Origin of the sequence: Chitinophaga deserti, from assembly GCF_003149455.1 — a bacterium.
In the GTDB taxonomy this organism is placed as follows: domain Bacteria; phylum Bacteroidota; class Bacteroidia; order Chitinophagales; family Chitinophagaceae; genus Chitinophaga; species Chitinophaga deserti.
The window spans coordinates 192,643-207,687 of the sequence record NZ_QFFK01000005.1 but is presented as its reverse complement, the minus strand read 5'-3'; the positions used below and the strand labels follow the sequence as shown (position 1 = coordinate 207,687).

Genomic DNA, 15,045 nt, shown 5'->3' with positions numbered 1-15,045 from the left:
CGTATTACTTGAAAGATGAATCGTTTTGGATGTAGCGGATGCGGATGGAAACGGCCTGTTTGTGTGCATCGAGCCCTTCTGCTTCCGCCATGGCTTCAATAGCCGGGGCGATGGTTTGAAGGCCTTCGCGGGTGAGGCGCTGGAAAGTGATCTTTTTCACGAAGCTGTCTACACTCACACCGCTGTACGCCGTAGCATAGCCATTGGTGGGCAGGGTGTGATTGGTACCGGAGGCATAATCTCCCGCGCTTTCGGGGGAATAGTTCCCCAGGAACACGGAACCGGCGTTAACGACCCTGGTGGCAAGGGCTTCATCGTTCTCACAAGCCATGATAAGGTGCTCGGGAGCATAGTCGTTAAGCATATCCATCGCTTCGTCGCGGTCGCGTACCAGAACCAGTTTGCTATTGTCCAGTGCTTTGGCGGCGAACTCCCTGCGGGGGAGCTTCTCCAGCTGGGCAGCCACTTCCTTTTCCACGGAAGCAATTACGGCTTCGGAAGTAGTGACGAGCAGCACCTGGCTGTCTGCCCCATGCTCCGCCTGCGAAAGCAGATCCGCGGCCACAAAGGCCGGCACACAGGAATCGTCTGCAAATACCGCTACCTCTGAAGGCCCGGCAGGCATATCAATCGCAGTACCGGCGGCATTTACGAGTTGTTTGGCACAGGTCACATACTGGTTTCCGGGGCCGAATATCTTATACACTTTAGGAACCGTTTCCGTGCCATAGGCCATGGCTCCGATGGCCTGTACCCCGCCGATGGAGAACACCTGGCTGATACCGGTGAACCTTGCGGCCCAGAGTACTGCAGGGTGGATTACTCCGTCTTTACCGGGAGGCGTGCACAATACGATCTCACTGCACCCTGCCAGCCGGGCCGGGATGGCCAGCATCAGGATGGTGGAGAACAAAGGTGCAGTGCCTCCGGGGATGTACAGCCCTACCTTTTCGATACCTACCGGCTTGCGCCAGCATTGTACACCGGGCATGGTTTCTATCACGGTCACATCCTCTACCTGTGCACGGTGAAACGCTTCTATGTTGGCAGCAGCGGTGCGGATGGCAGATTTCAGGTCTTCTCCCAGCAGCTTGTCTGCCAGCTCAAAAGCTTCAGCAGGTACGGCGATGCTGGTGAGGGGTACTTTATCGAACTGGAGGGTGTAGCGGCGGAGGGCTTCATCACCATACTGCTTCACATCTTTCAGCACCGCAGATACGGTAGCTTCCAGCTGTGAGTTGTCCAGTACAGGCCGCTGCAAAAGGCTGCTCCAGGTATTTTTTTCGGGATATCGGATGATTTGCATGGCGGTGTTTTTAGATAACCATTTTTTCGATGGGAACTACCAGTATGCCTTCTGCACCGGCGGCTTTCAGGCTTTCGATGATATCCCAGAAATCATTTTCATTCAGTACGGAGTGAACAGAGCTCCATCCGGCTTCTGCGAGCGGCAGAACCGTAGGGCTTTTCATGCCCGGCAGCAGCCCGATGATCTCGGAAAGCTTGTCGTTAGGGGCATTGAGCAATACGTACTTATTGTTTTTGGCTTTCTTCACCGCCTGGATGCGGAACACCAGTTTGCGGAGGAGCACCTTCTGATCATCGGTGAGCTTGTTATTAGCTACGAGGATGGCTTCGGAGCGGAGCACGGTTTCTACTTCCTTAAGGCCGTTCATGAACAGGGTGGAACCGCTGCTTACGAGGTCACAGATAGCTTCTGCCAGTCCTATCCCGGGGGCGATCTCTACGGAGCCGCTGATCTCGTGGATCTCCGCTTCAATACCCATTTTACCCAGGAAATCGTTTACAATCACCGGATAGCTGGTAGCAATGCGTTTGCCATGCAGGTCGCGGATGGAATTGTACTCCATGGATTTTGGTACAGCCATAGCCAGCCGGCATTTGCCGAAGCCCAGCTTCTCTACCGTTTGCAAGGGACAATTCTTCTCCAGCACTACGTTCTCTCCCACAATTCCCAGGTCGGCCACTCCGTCTTCCACGTACTGCGGAATATCGTCGTCGCGCAGGAAGAATACTTCCAGCGGGAAATTAGTGGCCTCTGTCTTGAGTTTGTTTACGCCGTTGTTGATGTCTATCCCGCATTCTTTCAGCAGTTTGATAGAGTCTTCGTGCAGGCGCCCTGATTTCTGAATGGCAATTCGCAGTTTCATGATGATTCGATTCCTGTGTGAAACAAAAAAGGCTTACCGGTACACGGTAAGCCTTTTATGGTGAATATCTGTTGTTAGTACACTTACAGCATCCCCTGCTTACCGGTCTGGCAAGTATGGTGATGATGTGTATGTACGGTAATGTTCATGTGTGATTTGAAGTCGTGTGCAAAGGTAGGAACTAATTTCAGATTTCAAACCTTTCCGCCATTTTTTTGAAAAATTACCATTCACATACTTGTTTGATAGAAAATATCTAATATCAGGACAAATCTACGTTATATAACGTTTTCAGCTGCCGTTTAAAGACTGCCGCAGGCGTCATCCTGAACAGGGTATTCCTCAATGCCCGGAGGAGCGGATGCCGCCATTGTGCCACATTCCCCATCATCCGGGAGCGCCTTACCACCATACGGGTACGGGAGAGGCGCCGCTTCCCGAATACCCGGAAGGCCATCCCGGGGTCAGTATGCCGGGCAATTTCCGCAGCCAGGATCACGGCATCTTCAATAGCCTGGCAGGCTCCCTGCCCCATATTGGGCGTGGTGGCATGGGCAGCATCACCGATCAGGACAATATTCCCATGAACGTATTCGTGAGAGACAGGCAGGTCTGTAATATCGCCCCAGATGAGCGGGAGCCCCTCGCTGGCCTGCAATAATGCCTGCACCCGCTCAGGATAGCCTGAAAAGATGCGCCTCAGTTGCGCAACGGTCATGTTTTTCATCTCCGGGTCCCTGGCCGGGGCGTTTACACAGGCAAACCAGTACACCTTACCATCATTGAGGGGCACAATCCCGAAACGCCCCGCAGGTCCCAGTATTTCTTCCACTTCCTCTGCAGCAGCAGGCCCATCGGGCACCACACAACGCCAGCAGGTATACCCTGCGTACTGCGGGGTTACCCCGGGCAGTACATGCTGCCGCACAACAGAATGAATACCATCTGCAGCAATGAGGTAATCCGTGAGATGCTCGCTGCCGTCCCGGAACCGGAGGAGTAATGACCGGCCATGGAGTTCCACGGAAGCCAGGGCCTTCCCGGTATGGATACGGGACCTGTCAAGGTAGGCAAGCAATGCTTCGTGAAGATCGGCACGGTGAATAACGAAATTGTCCTGCCCGAAGCCCCGGCTGATGGCGGTGGTATCGGTATGGGCAAGGAGTGTGTCTTTTTCAGTACGGAATGAAAAGCCTTCGAGGAAACGCCCTTTGGCTATGATCTCTTTTTCGATGCCAAGCACTGCCAATGCCTGAATAGCATTGGCCGCCAGCCCTAACCCCGCCCCTACAGGCTTCAGTTCGGGAGCTGCTTCAAAAATCACCGGGTCTATCCCCTTCTGCCTTAAAGCTATGGCTGCTGTTAGCCCGGCTATGCCACCTCCGATGATGGTAAATTGCTGCTGCATGAAATGCGGGATTAAGTTAGGGCAGGTTAGACCTGCCTTGTTGTAAATATGATTCAAAAGTATGCCTGCCTGGTCATTCCAAAAAGGAAAAGGGGCCAAATGTTCCGATTTGGGTCGTTTTGGGTTATTTGTTCCGGTTTTAGAATAGTGGTGAGTGCATTAAAAGTGCATCCGGAGTGCTTGTTGAGTGCATCAAGAGTGCTTGTTAAGTGCTTGTTGAGTGCTTGTTGAGTGCATGTTGAGTGCATGAAGACTCGTTCCCCACCCGTCAAACACCCTTGTTCTTATCTGGATCTTACCTGGATATTAGCTTCATTCTAACTTGTAACAGCATGTAAGCTACTGCTGAATGCAATCTTCTTCCCCCAACTTTCTAACCTTATACAGGGATTCCCAAAACATGATAAACCTCAGCTTCTGAAGGCCTTTGAGAAAAAACAGGGCCGGCGCAACTGCTTCTTCAGCAGCCCTGCCGGCCCGTTTGAGATGTAGTTAACAAACTAATAGTCAGGTATACATGGCGGTGAGGTCGGTGCAAAGGTGCAGCGAAACCGGAAACCCCGCAAGTGCCGAGTGATCAACCAAATGCAGGAAATGACGAATGCGGGACATCAGAAAACGGGTGCGGAATACGGCCGGTTCGTCTTAAATTGCCGTCCGTATGGCATTCAGAAATTTTTTCCAGAACGGACTTGTAGTGAACCTGCTGTTCCTCATCGTGCTCCTGGCAGTGAACGTGCTGGTAAACCTTCAGTACGAGCCACTGAGCAATGTGCGGTTGTTTGTATACCAGAGTGTATCACTGGCATACATCTACGTGATGTGCGTTTTGCACAACAAATTCGTGTTAAAACTGCTTATCCATAAAAGCCAGTACTGGCAATACATCTGGGCTGTAGTGGGCTGGCTGGCCATAGTAACCACTGTTACCTACACCTTGCGGGTGTATGTGTTCAGGACCGATAATAACGTGCTGTGGCTGGGAGATCTTGTATTTGGTGCCGCCTGCCTCCTCATAGGTGTGGGTATGTGGTTCCTCTACCGCGGGGCTACCCTGCAAACAATGGAGCTGCGCAACTCCCTCCTGCTGAAGGAAAAAGAGCTGCAATACCTCCAGAGCCAGCTGGACCCTCACTTCTTCTTCAACACCCTTAACAACCTGTACGGTGTAAGCCTCCGCTATCCCAATAAAACGCCGGAACTCATCCTCAGCATATCAGAACTGATGCGCTATCAGCTACAAAGCTCGCGTAAGCAACTGGTGCCGCTGGAAGATGAGCTGCAGTTTATCCGCAACTATGTACACCTGGAGCGGGCAAGGGTAAGGCAGCGCTGCCAGGTAACGTTTAAGAAGAAAGGGCATGAAAAAGACCTGCTCATCACCCCGCTTATCCTTATCGCGTTCGTGGAAAACGCTTTTAAATACGCTCCCTCCAGCATGTCGGCCTCGTATATAAAAGTAGAGCTGGAAATCAAGGGGGAAACACTGCTGCTGAAGATCCGGAATACCGTTCCGTCCAACAAACAATCCGTATCTTCGACGGGCGTGGGATTGAACAACGTTCGCCAGCGGCTTGCCCTGGCATACGCCAAGCGCCACACGCTGATATCTTACGAAGAAAACAATATTTATTATACCGAATTGCAATTAACGCTCGACCGCCATGCAAACACTCCGTTGCCTGATCGTAGATGACGAACCCGGCGCCCACTACGTACTGGAAGCGCATATCGAAAAAGTACAAGCCCTGCAGGTGGTGGGCCATTGCTACAACGCCATGGAAACCGCCAACTTCCTCCATCGTGAGAAAGTGGATGTAGTGTTCCTCGACATCAATATGCCCGAACTGAGCGGCCTCGATCTGCTCAAGACTTTGGGCACCACCCGCCCCAAGATCATCCTAACCACCGCATACAGTGAATTTGCGCTGGAAAGCTATGAGTATGATGTGGTGGATTATATCCTCAAACCCATCTCCTTCCCCCGCTTCCTTAAAGCCGTAAACAAAATACTGCAACAGGAAGCTCCGGTGGAAAAGCCTGCCGTAGAGCCGCTGGTGCTAAAAACCGGTAGCACCCAAACCACGGTAGACCCCGCAGATATCTACTACGTACAAAGTATGGGCAACTACGTGAAGGTTTACCTGGAAAACAAATGCCTGATCGTAAACGCAACAACGGCGGAAATGGAGAAACTCCTTCCCGCCAGTTGCTTCGTGCGTATTCATAAGTCCTATATCATTGCCACAGATAAAGTGGAAGAATGGGGCCCCCGCCATGTGGTAATCCTCGACGAGAGCCTGCCTGTAGGCCAGACATTCAAGATCAATCTCAACAAGCTGAAAGAACGCTGATTATAATTTCACCCGGGTTTCTGTAATGGTAACGGTTTGACCGTTAATCTCCTCGTTGAATTTATAGGAGAGCGTGCCCGAACTGATGCTCAGTATCTGCGCTTCGAAAGTACCGTCTTCGTCTGTAATGCGGATAGATTTGTCGTTGTTAAACAGTACCCATGTGCCGGCGGTATGGTTTTCCTCTGTACATTTTACCGCTCCTTCATAGAACTGGAATGCACCTCCTTCGCTGAATACCAGGTAATCGTCTTTCGAACAGGCCGGCTGTAGGGCAAATACATCTGTATCAGCCTGTCCGTCGCCATTCAGATCTATGGCTGGAGACACTGTTTGTGCAGACACTTTCCATTTAGTGCCAATCAGCATTTTGGATACCTGCGCTGCCGGTTCATCTTTCTTCTTTTTGCAGGATACCGCGGCAGCCATTACTGCAATACCCATCAGGGTGAACAACATCTTTTTCATTTTCTTTTTTCTGCAAAACTAATCCGCCGGCACTACCATGATCCCGGCAGTAAAACGTATTTTTATATCTACGTAAAACACGTACACCCCAATTTTTGTGAATCACTAATATTGTATGCGATACCGGTACTTATGATATTCCGCAAACTTTTTTTCTTCCTGTCGCTCCTTTCCGTAGCAGCATATGGCCAGGATTCCGTTTACATAGAGCGGATGCTCGATACAGCAGAGATACTGGAAAACGGCCAGCAGCAGGCCGCAATAGCCGCCTACCGTAAAATAGCCACCGCCAGCCGTACTGCCGGGTATACCCGTGGCCTGGCCAAAACATTCCATTACCGGGGCTTCGTATATGCTGATATGGGGCAGTACGACAGCAGCCTGCAGTGTTTCGCGGAAGCTGTACCGCTTTACAGCAAGATCGGAGACGTCTGGTCCGTTTGTGCCTGCTATAACAGTACGGGCAACACGTACCAGTATATGACGATGTACGATAGTGCCATCGTCAATTACCAGCGCGCCCTCGACCTTTTCGACCTGCATGATATGCAGCCCCAAAAAAGGAACATCTATATCGGGAAAGGCAGGGTACACTCATCCATGATGGATTACCAGCTGGCGTTGAAAGACTATGAAGAGGCGGAGAAGCTATCGCTGGCAGCGGGGGACTCTACCACCCTGGCGCAGGCCCTGGTAAACCAGGGGGCGGTGTACCATGAACTGAAGAAACCTGCCGAGAATTTCATCCGGCAGCTGCGGGCATTGGAAATAGCCCGGTTGCGGAAAGATGATTACCTGATAGAAATTGCCACCGTAAATCTTTCAGACCACTATTCGCGCATTGCCATGCACGACTCCGCACAGTATTATGCCAATATTGCGCTCGATAAAGCCAGACTGCTCAATAACCAGTTCGAAATAGTGAAGATCCTCTGCATCGTTTCCAGTATTAAGCTGGCAATGGGCAACCCCGCCGAAGCAAAGCAACTGCTGGAGGATGCCCTGGTTATAGCAGAGAAAATTGGTTCTGCAGAAAGTCGTGTGGATGTGTACCATAAAATGCAGTTGCATTATGCCAAAACGGGCGACTATCCCAACGCCTATCGTTACCTCCTCCGATATCGCGAAGCATCCGACAGTATCCTGAGCGACAAACACATCCGCACCATCCATGAAATGGAAGTACGCCACCAGAGCGCCCGGAAGGATGCGGCGCTGGCAGAAGGCAAACTGCGCATAGAGCAAAAAAACAACCAGCTCATCGGCATTTCCGCTATTGGCGGTATTGTACTGATTGCATTGATAGCTGCCGTATGGATCAGCCGGCAACGGCAGCGGCTGCAGCAGGAAAGATTCAGGACACAGGAAGAAAAGAATGAAGTAAAACTGCTGGAAGCAGCCATGGCCGGAGAAGAAAGAGAACGATCCCGCATAGCGGGAGATCTCCATGATGGCATAGCCGGTATGCTGGCAGCTATCAAAATGCACCTCAGCATGGTGTACCAGGCAGTGCCCGGCCTCCCGGAATCCGAAGGACTCGGCAACGCATTGCACCTGCTGGACGAAGCCTCCCATGAGGTCAGGAAAACCGCCCATAACCTCATGCCTGAAATGATTGAGCAATACGGACTGGGCGAATCCATGCGCAGGTATTGCGGCAACCTGGGCAGGTATGGGAATATCCGCATCGATTGCCATGTGCTGGGCAATATTTCCCGCTGCCGCCACAACTTCGAACTGGCCGTATACCGCCTTGCCCAGGAACTGATCCATAACGCCATCCGGCATGCCGATGCCTCACAGATCATGGTGCAGCTCACACAGGTGGAAATGGTGCTGAATATTACGGTGGAAGACGATGGGAAGGGATTCGACACCACGCAGGCGGGTATGGGGCTTACCGCTTTACGCAACCGCGTTAAAACACTGGGCGGTATCATCGAATGGGACAGCAGTCCGGGTAAAGGTACCAGTGCCTATGTGGAATTCGACATCACTCCATTTGCCCGTGAGCATTCCCCCGGCGGCTCCGATAATAACTGAACCACCTGACATAAAGGATAAAAAAATCCGGATGCTTCCTGCATCCGGATTTTTCATTTATCGTAACAAGTAATTATTTCCCTTTAGGAACAATGATCTCCAGTGCCTTCATGGGTTTACCACTGTTAACGCTCTGGAGGAACTGATCTATTTTAGGGACTTCCCGGTTCATGTAGCCAGACACTTCATGCCCACGGCCTACATACGTGTAGAGCAGAGCGTGCTTCCCCATCCTCTTCCCCTTTTCGAATATCGTTTTATCACCGAACATAATCATCCAGCCCGGCTGATCAGCACTACAGAAGCGGTGTGCTGCAGTACCATAGGGCACCAGTTCATCGGTGGTACCATGCATAAACAGCGTGGGCACCCAGTTGGTAGTAGTAACAGGATTAATGTCTACAAGCCCCCCTGCAAAAACGAGCGCACCTTTAAAGCGTTGTTTCTCTGCAAAATAACTGTACCGCGCTTTATCGGATGCGGCAAAGGGATTATACAGCAGATGCAGGATAGCTTCGGCCCCGGCACTGCTGCCGGAGAGGTATAATTTGGAAGGGTTTACCTTCAGCGATGCACCTTTCTCAATCAGGTACCGCGAGGCATCGGCCACATCTTCCACAGCGGTGGAGATGGCTTTCAGCTTAACCGGTGTGGCGGTACCGCATCCGAAATCGCTGCCTTTCAGGAAAAGGCGGTACGATATGGAGAATACATTATAGCCTTTCGCCTGCAGACCTTTGGCAAAAGCCTGATCCCCTGCCGGAGAGCCTCCGGAAAAACCGCCACCGTGTACATGCATCACCGTTATACCGTTCCCCTGCCCTTCAGGTGCATAATGCAGCATATAAAGGGTGTCCTGGTCTTTCACCGCATAATCGATGCGGTCCTGGGCCCTTAGGGCCGTACTGCAAAGGAGCAGCATCAGAAATATCCTCATGCTTCAAAAATAAACAACCTCCCGGCTACTTCCGGGATCTACAGATGTTTTTTTTCTTTCAGCCAGCTTACCCAGGCAGCATATGCCGGCGGTGTAATATGGATACCATCACCAGTGAAGCCGGATTTAAGTTCCCCATGTTCATCTGCCGCCCATTCGTGCAGGTTGAGATATGGGTATCCAAACTCCTTCGCCAGCAGTTGAATACCCGCGTTCAGAGACTTCACTTTATCTGCTTTGTTTTTCAGATAGGCAGGCAGCTTCGATTCATGCATGGGCAATACGCTTTGCACCATTACTTTCGTTTTAGGCAGTGTGGTAGCCAGTTTTTCGAGGATACGGCGGTAATTGGCAAGGATCACTGATTCCGGGAGGCCCCGGCCAAGATCATTGATACCAATCAGGAGGAAGACCTTCGAAGGCTTCGTGGCCATAATGCCATCGAGGCGCGCCAGCACACCAAAAGTATTATCGCCCCCGATACCACGGTTTACGATCTTTTTACCGGGCAGCAGCTCTGCCCAGGCCCCGCGTTCTGTAATACTGTTACCGAGGAAAACGATGGCACCGCGCTGCTCCGGAAAAGTTGCAAAGAGTTCCATCCGGCCCTTATAGTAATCGTTGGCGTAAGAACTGTCTATTTGCTGGGCACTTGCGCCCAGTGAGGTCAGGAGACTAAGCCCTGCAATCAGTTTTAATGTATGCATAACCATGGTTGAGATTTATTGAATATTCCCCCCGAAATCAATTGTGCGCTGGAATGGCTGCAGGTAATGATCGGTCAGCACTGCCGCTGCGCCCCTGTTAAGAACGGTATTACCAGCCGGTTTTCCGGGGAGGCCCAGCTGCTGCCAGTTATCTGACAGTATCTCCAATGTAACGGAAGTACCCGCAGCTTTAAAGATCTCCAGTATAGCCGTAACGGTAAGTGGCTGGCCGGAAGCACTCCACCAGGTGTTCAGCACAGGGAAGTAAGGACGCAGACCTTCTACCAGCTCGTACCCCGAAATCTCTCTTTCCGGATAAAACCAGGTCTGGTTCGCCCATTGGAAAGGCACCCCACTGCCACGCAGTACCCCTGCCGCCCCGATGCGCTGAATAGCAGCAAACTGCCGGTTATCGGGCGAAACGTCGCAATAAGGCATGATGTAAGCACGGCTGTCCAGCAGAGCCTGCTGTACGGCACGTACATCCACTGCATGGGGCTCCTGCCCGCTACGGAGGCATACTGCCGCCAGTGCACCAGCCGCCTGGCCTATTCCCATTACCACAGGCTGCAGGCGTGTGGCGCCATTTACGATATTGGTAACGCCGATGCTTTTCTCCGCCACGATAATACCATTCACCCCTTGCGGGATCAATGCACCGAGGGGGATATTATACGAGGGTACCCGCATCTTCACGAAGTCGATCTTCGGGGCATCCGGATTCTTATCGTGGTGGTGATCGATGGTATAATCGCCTACCGCTACGCCCGTTCTGTATAAGGGAAGAGCCTGGCTGTAGGGGTTCGCTACGTGATTAGCCGTTAACTGCGACAGGCCTTTTACCCTGCGCGATTCGCGGTGGTAAGGGATCATAGGCAGCCTGTCTGCCGTGGGGAACTCATCATCTGCAATGCCCAGATGTTTTAATCCCAGTTCCGTTTGCAGGTAGTACACGAAGCGGAGGGTATGAAGCTTCGCGGCTTTCAGGGCTTCGGTACGCTGTGCAGGTGTTTTTTCAATGATATTGAGGTAGTAATCGTTGCCGTACTTCGGCCAGTTGATCATGTATTTATTGTTGGGCAGCTTGCCATATGTCATCATCATATTGCAATTGCTCTGCGGTGAATCGAACGATGCAGGATCAGAGATATCACAACATTTGCGGAAAGGCTCCGGGTCGTATCCTGCAGGCCTGGCGATGGTTTTATCCGCCCCTTTGCCATAATCTTTCAGGACTACCACGTAAGTGAGGTCCTGGATAATGTCGTTTGCCACTGGAGGGGCAAGTGCTTCTCCCGTTTCACTCCGGCTATCCATCCCGATATCATATTTAGCTCCGGCAGCCGCCATAACATCACCCAGTTCGGTAGCGTCGATGACAAGACGGGCAGAGATCTCTCGGGACTTCTTCCCTTCTTTCACCGTAACCATCCACCGGTCACCATTACGACGGACAGAAATAAATTGCGTGTTAAAGACAATCCGGAGATTCTTCTCCGCCGCGGCCATCTCCTTCAGTATAGCATTGCCCCGGTGCGGTTCAAAGAGGGTATTGCTCACCCATCCTGTAGCTACTTTATCCGCTCCACCGTAATAATCATACAGCTTTTGGCGGAATTCTCCCCAGAGACCGGAAGGCATGCGATGGTTTCCATCGATGGCTGCTACACCCGCGCTGGTAAGCATGCCACCGAGCCAGGACGTTTCCTCAACTATTAATGTCTTTGTACCCATCCGGGATGCCTGTATACCGGCCATGGTGCCGCTGGCGCCTCCTCCTACGATAAGGAGGTCTGTTTGTTCCTGTGCAAGGAGATAGGCAGGGAGGAGGAGCAGCCAGCCAATACGGGCCGCTTTCTTCAATAAGTTTATCATGACGTGAATGTATCCGCCTAAATAACAATAAATTTTATCCATCTGCAACCCCTTTTTAATTTATTTGAATAAGATAGCCCTATATCTCTTCTCTATTTTTATTTTTTTTTAAAAAGAATAGCTTTGTATCTTGATATCATCAACCGGGACAGAAGAATCCTCCCAAAACGCATATATGGGTCAACCTACTTTTTTTGAAGAGCTGAACAGTGAAAACCTCGGCGGGGTTGCGTATAAAAACCTGAGCCTGAAGAAGAAGATACTCGCCTATTTCACACAGTATAACAATGCCACGATAGCCGATCTGGCACGGGAGATTAATGCCTCCACCCCAAAGGTCACCCACCTGCTGAACGATCTGCTGCAGGAAGGACTGGTAAACGATTACGGCAAAATAGACAGTACCGGTGGCCGCAAGCCCAATATTTACGGCATGGCGCCAGATGCAGGCTTTTTCGTGGGGGTGGAAGTAAAGAAGTTCCATATCAACATCGGGCTGCTCGACTTTAAGGAGAACCTTGTAAAGAGCACCGAGAAGATACCGTATGAATTACTGAACACCGCCGCATCGCTCGATGAGCTTTGCAGGATCATTCAGCAGTTTATAGACGAACTGCCCATCAGCCGCGAAAAGATCCTGGGTATGGGCTTAAACCTCACGGGCCGTATCAACTACGCTACCGGCTATAGTTACAGCTTTTTCCATTTCAACGAAGAGCCCCTGAGCAGGGTGATCGAATCCCGAGTAGGTATCCGCACCTTCCTCGAAAACGATTCCCGCGCTATGGCCTATGGAGAATTCAGCAGCGGCACCGTTAACCAGGAAAAGAATGTACTCTTCATCAACCTCGACCATGGCATTGGCCTCGGCATCCTCATAAACGGACAGCTCTACTACGGCAAATCCGGCTTTGCAGGTGAATTCGGGCACATCCCTTTTTTCAATAATGAACTGATCTGCCATTGCGGTAAGAAAGGTTGTCTTGAAACGGAAGCTTCGGGGCAGGCACTTGTGCGGAACTTCCAGGAGAAGCTGCGTGGCGGGTTCTCAACAGTGGTGATGCGGAAACACAAACAGCCCGAGCAGGTAACACTGGAAGATATCATACAAGCCGCTAACAACGATGATATGCTTGCCATTGAACTGGTGGCGGAGATTGGGGAAAAGCTGGGTAAAGGCATAGCAGTACTCATCAATCTTTTCAATCCCGAGCTGGTGATCCTCGGCGGCAGCATGAGTACTACCGGCGATATCATCAGGCTGCCCATCAAATCGGCCATCAATAAATACTCTCTCAGTCTTGTCAATAACGACACCCAGCTGGTACTTTCCCGCCTTGGTGAAAAAGCAGGTGTAATCGGTGCTTGTTTGTTGGTGCGCAACAAGTTATTATCGCTCGCATAACGGTATTTTTTGCTGCGCAATGCATAAAACATTGTACATTTAAGGGCCAACTTTTTGATAGAATATTTAGTGAGAATGCTATGAAATCCGAACAGAACACCATGCCCTATTATGTTCTCGATGTTTTTACCAATGAACGTTTTAAAGGCAATCCCTTACCTGTAGTGGTAACCGGCAAACCGCTGGAAACCTCCCTTTATCAGCAAATTTCCCGTGAGTTCGCGTATGTCGAAACTTCTTTCATGCACTATTCGAAAGAAGACAAAGCCCTTCGTGTGCGTTCCTTTAACCGCCAGGGCCGCGAAATCAGCGGTGCTGGCCACAACCTGCTGGGCGCAGTATGTCTCGCAGTTTTGAAAGACATGAACGTGTTCCGCGTACAGGAAGGCGCGCCTTCTGTTATCATGAAAGACAAGCGCATTCAGCTGCATATCGAAAACAACAGCAACGATCTCCCTTTCATCGGTATGCTGCAGCAACCTGCCCGGAGTGGAAATACCGTACCCGCCGAAGATATTGCCGCAGCTTTACGGCTTGAGCCGGATGATGTAAAGCTGTTCGACTGGCAGCCTACTGTTGTTACTACGGAAGTAGCCCACCTCATGGTGCCCCTCCGCAATATAGATGCCCTTAACCGCGCCTGCCCTTCCGGCAGCGCACTCCAGAATATCGCCACAGGCTACGGCTTCCAGGGCTGTTACTGCTTCGCCCTAACGGATAAAGATACCCCGCAGATAGCCCAGGCACGCTTCTTCCACCCCGGCGGCATTGAAGATGCAGCTACGGGCTCAGCGGCAGGCCCCCTCGGCGGATACCTTTTTCAGAAAGGATATATTCATAAAGACAAGGAGTACGCCATCCTGCAGGGGGTAAAACTACAGCAGCCATCCATACTGCGGTTCCGCGTCACCAGCGCGGGGATCTGGGTCAGCGGTGCTTCTACCATTGTAATGGAAGGTATTTTACACGTCTAGCTTTCTGTGTATCTTGCGGGCACATGAGCATCCCTACCATGGACCTGTCAACCAAAATTGCACAACTCGAGCTGATCAGTGAAGACCTGCCGGCCGTTATCATCATACACAACATTCCCACACAAACGGTGGAATATATGTCTCCATGGGGGCAGCGCCTCCTCCGGACCAATCTGCCTGCATTACAGGAAATGGGTATCGAATACTTTCACCGGTTCTTCAACCCGGCGGAAATGGACGATTACGTTCCGCGCATCATGCAGCTGATACAGGAGAACCAGGAACGCGATTTCGTTTCGTTCTTCCACCAGGTGCGGGCTACACCTGAAGATCCCTGGCAATGGTACCTCGGTGCCACCCGCATCTTTTACCGCGATGAAGCCGGCACCCCTACACATTGCATCACATTTGCATTACCCGTTGAACAGGCGCATTACATCAACCCGAAAGTAAACCGCCTGCTCGATGAGAATACCTTTCTCCGTGCCAACAAACACATCTTTGCCGGCCTTACCCACCGCGAGCGGGAAGTACTCACGCTTATGGGCCTGGGCCGCAACTCGGCAGAAATGGCTGTACAGCTGAATATCTCCGAAAAAACGGTGGCTACACACCGGCGCAATATCAAAAACAAACTGAATGCACAGTCCAGCTACGACATCACGCGATTTGCACAGGCTTTCGATTTGATATAAGGGGGTAC

At 51.3% G+C, this 15,045-nt stretch carries 13 protein-coding genes; 6 read left to right on the top strand and 7 right to left on the bottom strand.

All coding sequences use genetic code 11. The features are described 5' to 3' along the window. Positions 1–4: 4 nt before the first annotated feature. The 3 genes from hisD to DEV76_RS13215 form a co-directional block, all read right to left on the bottom strand. A complete protein-coding gene (gene hisD, locus DEV76_RS13225) occupies positions 5–1,306 on the bottom strand; it encodes a histidinol dehydrogenase (protein WP_109698386.1) in 1,302 nt (433 codons plus the stop codon). 10 nt (positions 1,307–1,316) lie between these two features. Beyond that, complete coding sequence (gene hisG / locus DEV76_RS13220) at positions 1,317–2,171, bottom strand: ATP phosphoribosyltransferase (RefSeq protein WP_198652056.1); 855 nt, start codon at positions 2,169–2,171, stop codon at positions 1,317–1,319. Between the two features lie 262 nt (positions 2,172–2,433). Next, positions 2,434–3,579, bottom strand: a complete 1,146-nt coding sequence (locus tag DEV76_RS13215) for an FAD-dependent monooxygenase (RefSeq protein ID WP_109698384.1) — start codon at positions 3,577–3,579, stop codon at positions 2,434–2,436. Between the two features lie 661 nt (positions 3,580–4,240). Here DEV76_RS13215 and DEV76_RS13210 point away from each other — a divergent pair. Continuing rightward, a complete protein-coding gene (locus tag DEV76_RS13210) occupies positions 4,241–5,275 on the top strand; it encodes a sensor histidine kinase (protein WP_109698383.1) in 1,035 nt (344 codons plus the stop codon). After that, the gene (locus DEV76_RS13205; protein ID WP_109698382.1) at positions 5,244–5,933 is read left to right on the top strand and encodes a LytR/AlgR family response regulator transcription factor; all 690 of its coding nucleotides are present in this window, start codon (positions 5,244–5,246) and stop codon (positions 5,931–5,933) included. Before DEV76_RS13210 ends, DEV76_RS13205 begins: the two co-directional genes overlap by 32 nt. Here DEV76_RS13205 and DEV76_RS13200 read toward each other — a convergent pair whose 3' ends face one another. Beyond that, positions 5,934–6,401, bottom strand: a complete 468-nt coding sequence (locus DEV76_RS13200; RefSeq protein WP_109698381.1) for a lipocalin-like domain-containing protein — start codon at positions 6,399–6,401, stop codon at positions 5,934–5,936. A gap of 132 nt (positions 6,402–6,533) precedes the next feature. Between DEV76_RS13200 and DEV76_RS13195 the strand changes: the two genes are divergently transcribed. Continuing rightward, positions 6,534–8,444 carry a tetratricopeptide repeat-containing sensor histidine kinase gene (locus DEV76_RS13195; RefSeq protein WP_109698380.1) on the top strand — a complete coding sequence of 637 codons (1,911 nt, stop codon included), beginning with the start codon at positions 6,534–6,536 and terminating at the stop codon, positions 8,442–8,444. Positions 8,445–8,517: 73 nt separating this feature from the next. On the opposite strand, the gene DEV76_RS13190 is transcribed toward DEV76_RS13195, so the two are convergent. From DEV76_RS13190 to DEV76_RS13180, 3 genes are read right to left on the bottom strand one after another with little or no spacing between them, the layout of a single operon-like run. Continuing rightward, positions 8,518–9,381 (bottom strand): alpha/beta hydrolase, encoded by an 864-nt coding sequence (locus DEV76_RS13190; protein ID WP_109698379.1) that lies wholly within the window; start codon positions 9,379–9,381, stop codon positions 8,518–8,520. 38 nt (positions 9,382–9,419) lie between these two features. Beyond that, a complete protein-coding gene (locus DEV76_RS13185; RefSeq protein WP_109698639.1) occupies positions 9,420–10,088 on the bottom strand; it encodes a GDSL-type esterase/lipase family protein in 669 nt (222 codons plus the stop codon). Between the two features lie 15 nt (positions 10,089–10,103). Further along, on the bottom strand, positions 10,104–11,963 hold the full coding sequence (locus tag DEV76_RS13180; RefSeq protein ID WP_109698378.1) for an FAD-dependent oxidoreductase: 1,860 nt from the start codon (positions 11,961–11,963) through the stop codon (positions 10,104–10,106). A 175-nt stretch (positions 11,964–12,138) separates the two neighbouring features. On the opposite strand from DEV76_RS13180, the gene DEV76_RS13175 reads away from it, so the two are divergent. The 3 genes from DEV76_RS13175 (at position 12,139) to DEV76_RS13165 (ending at position 15,037) form a co-directional block, all read left to right on the top strand. Next, positions 12,139–13,368 (top strand): ROK family transcriptional regulator, encoded by a 1,230-nt coding sequence (locus tag DEV76_RS13175; RefSeq protein ID WP_109698638.1) that lies wholly within the window; start codon positions 12,139–12,141, stop codon positions 13,366–13,368. Between the two features lie 80 nt (positions 13,369–13,448). Further along, positions 13,449–14,342 (top strand): PhzF family phenazine biosynthesis protein, encoded by an 894-nt coding sequence (locus DEV76_RS13170; protein WP_109698377.1) that lies wholly within the window; start codon positions 13,449–13,451, stop codon positions 14,340–14,342. 23 nt (positions 14,343–14,365) lie between these two features. Continuing rightward, complete coding sequence (locus tag DEV76_RS13165; protein ID WP_109698376.1) at positions 14,366–15,037, top strand: response regulator transcription factor; 672 nt, start codon at positions 14,366–14,368, stop codon at positions 15,035–15,037. Positions 15,038–15,045 lie beyond the last annotated feature (8 nt).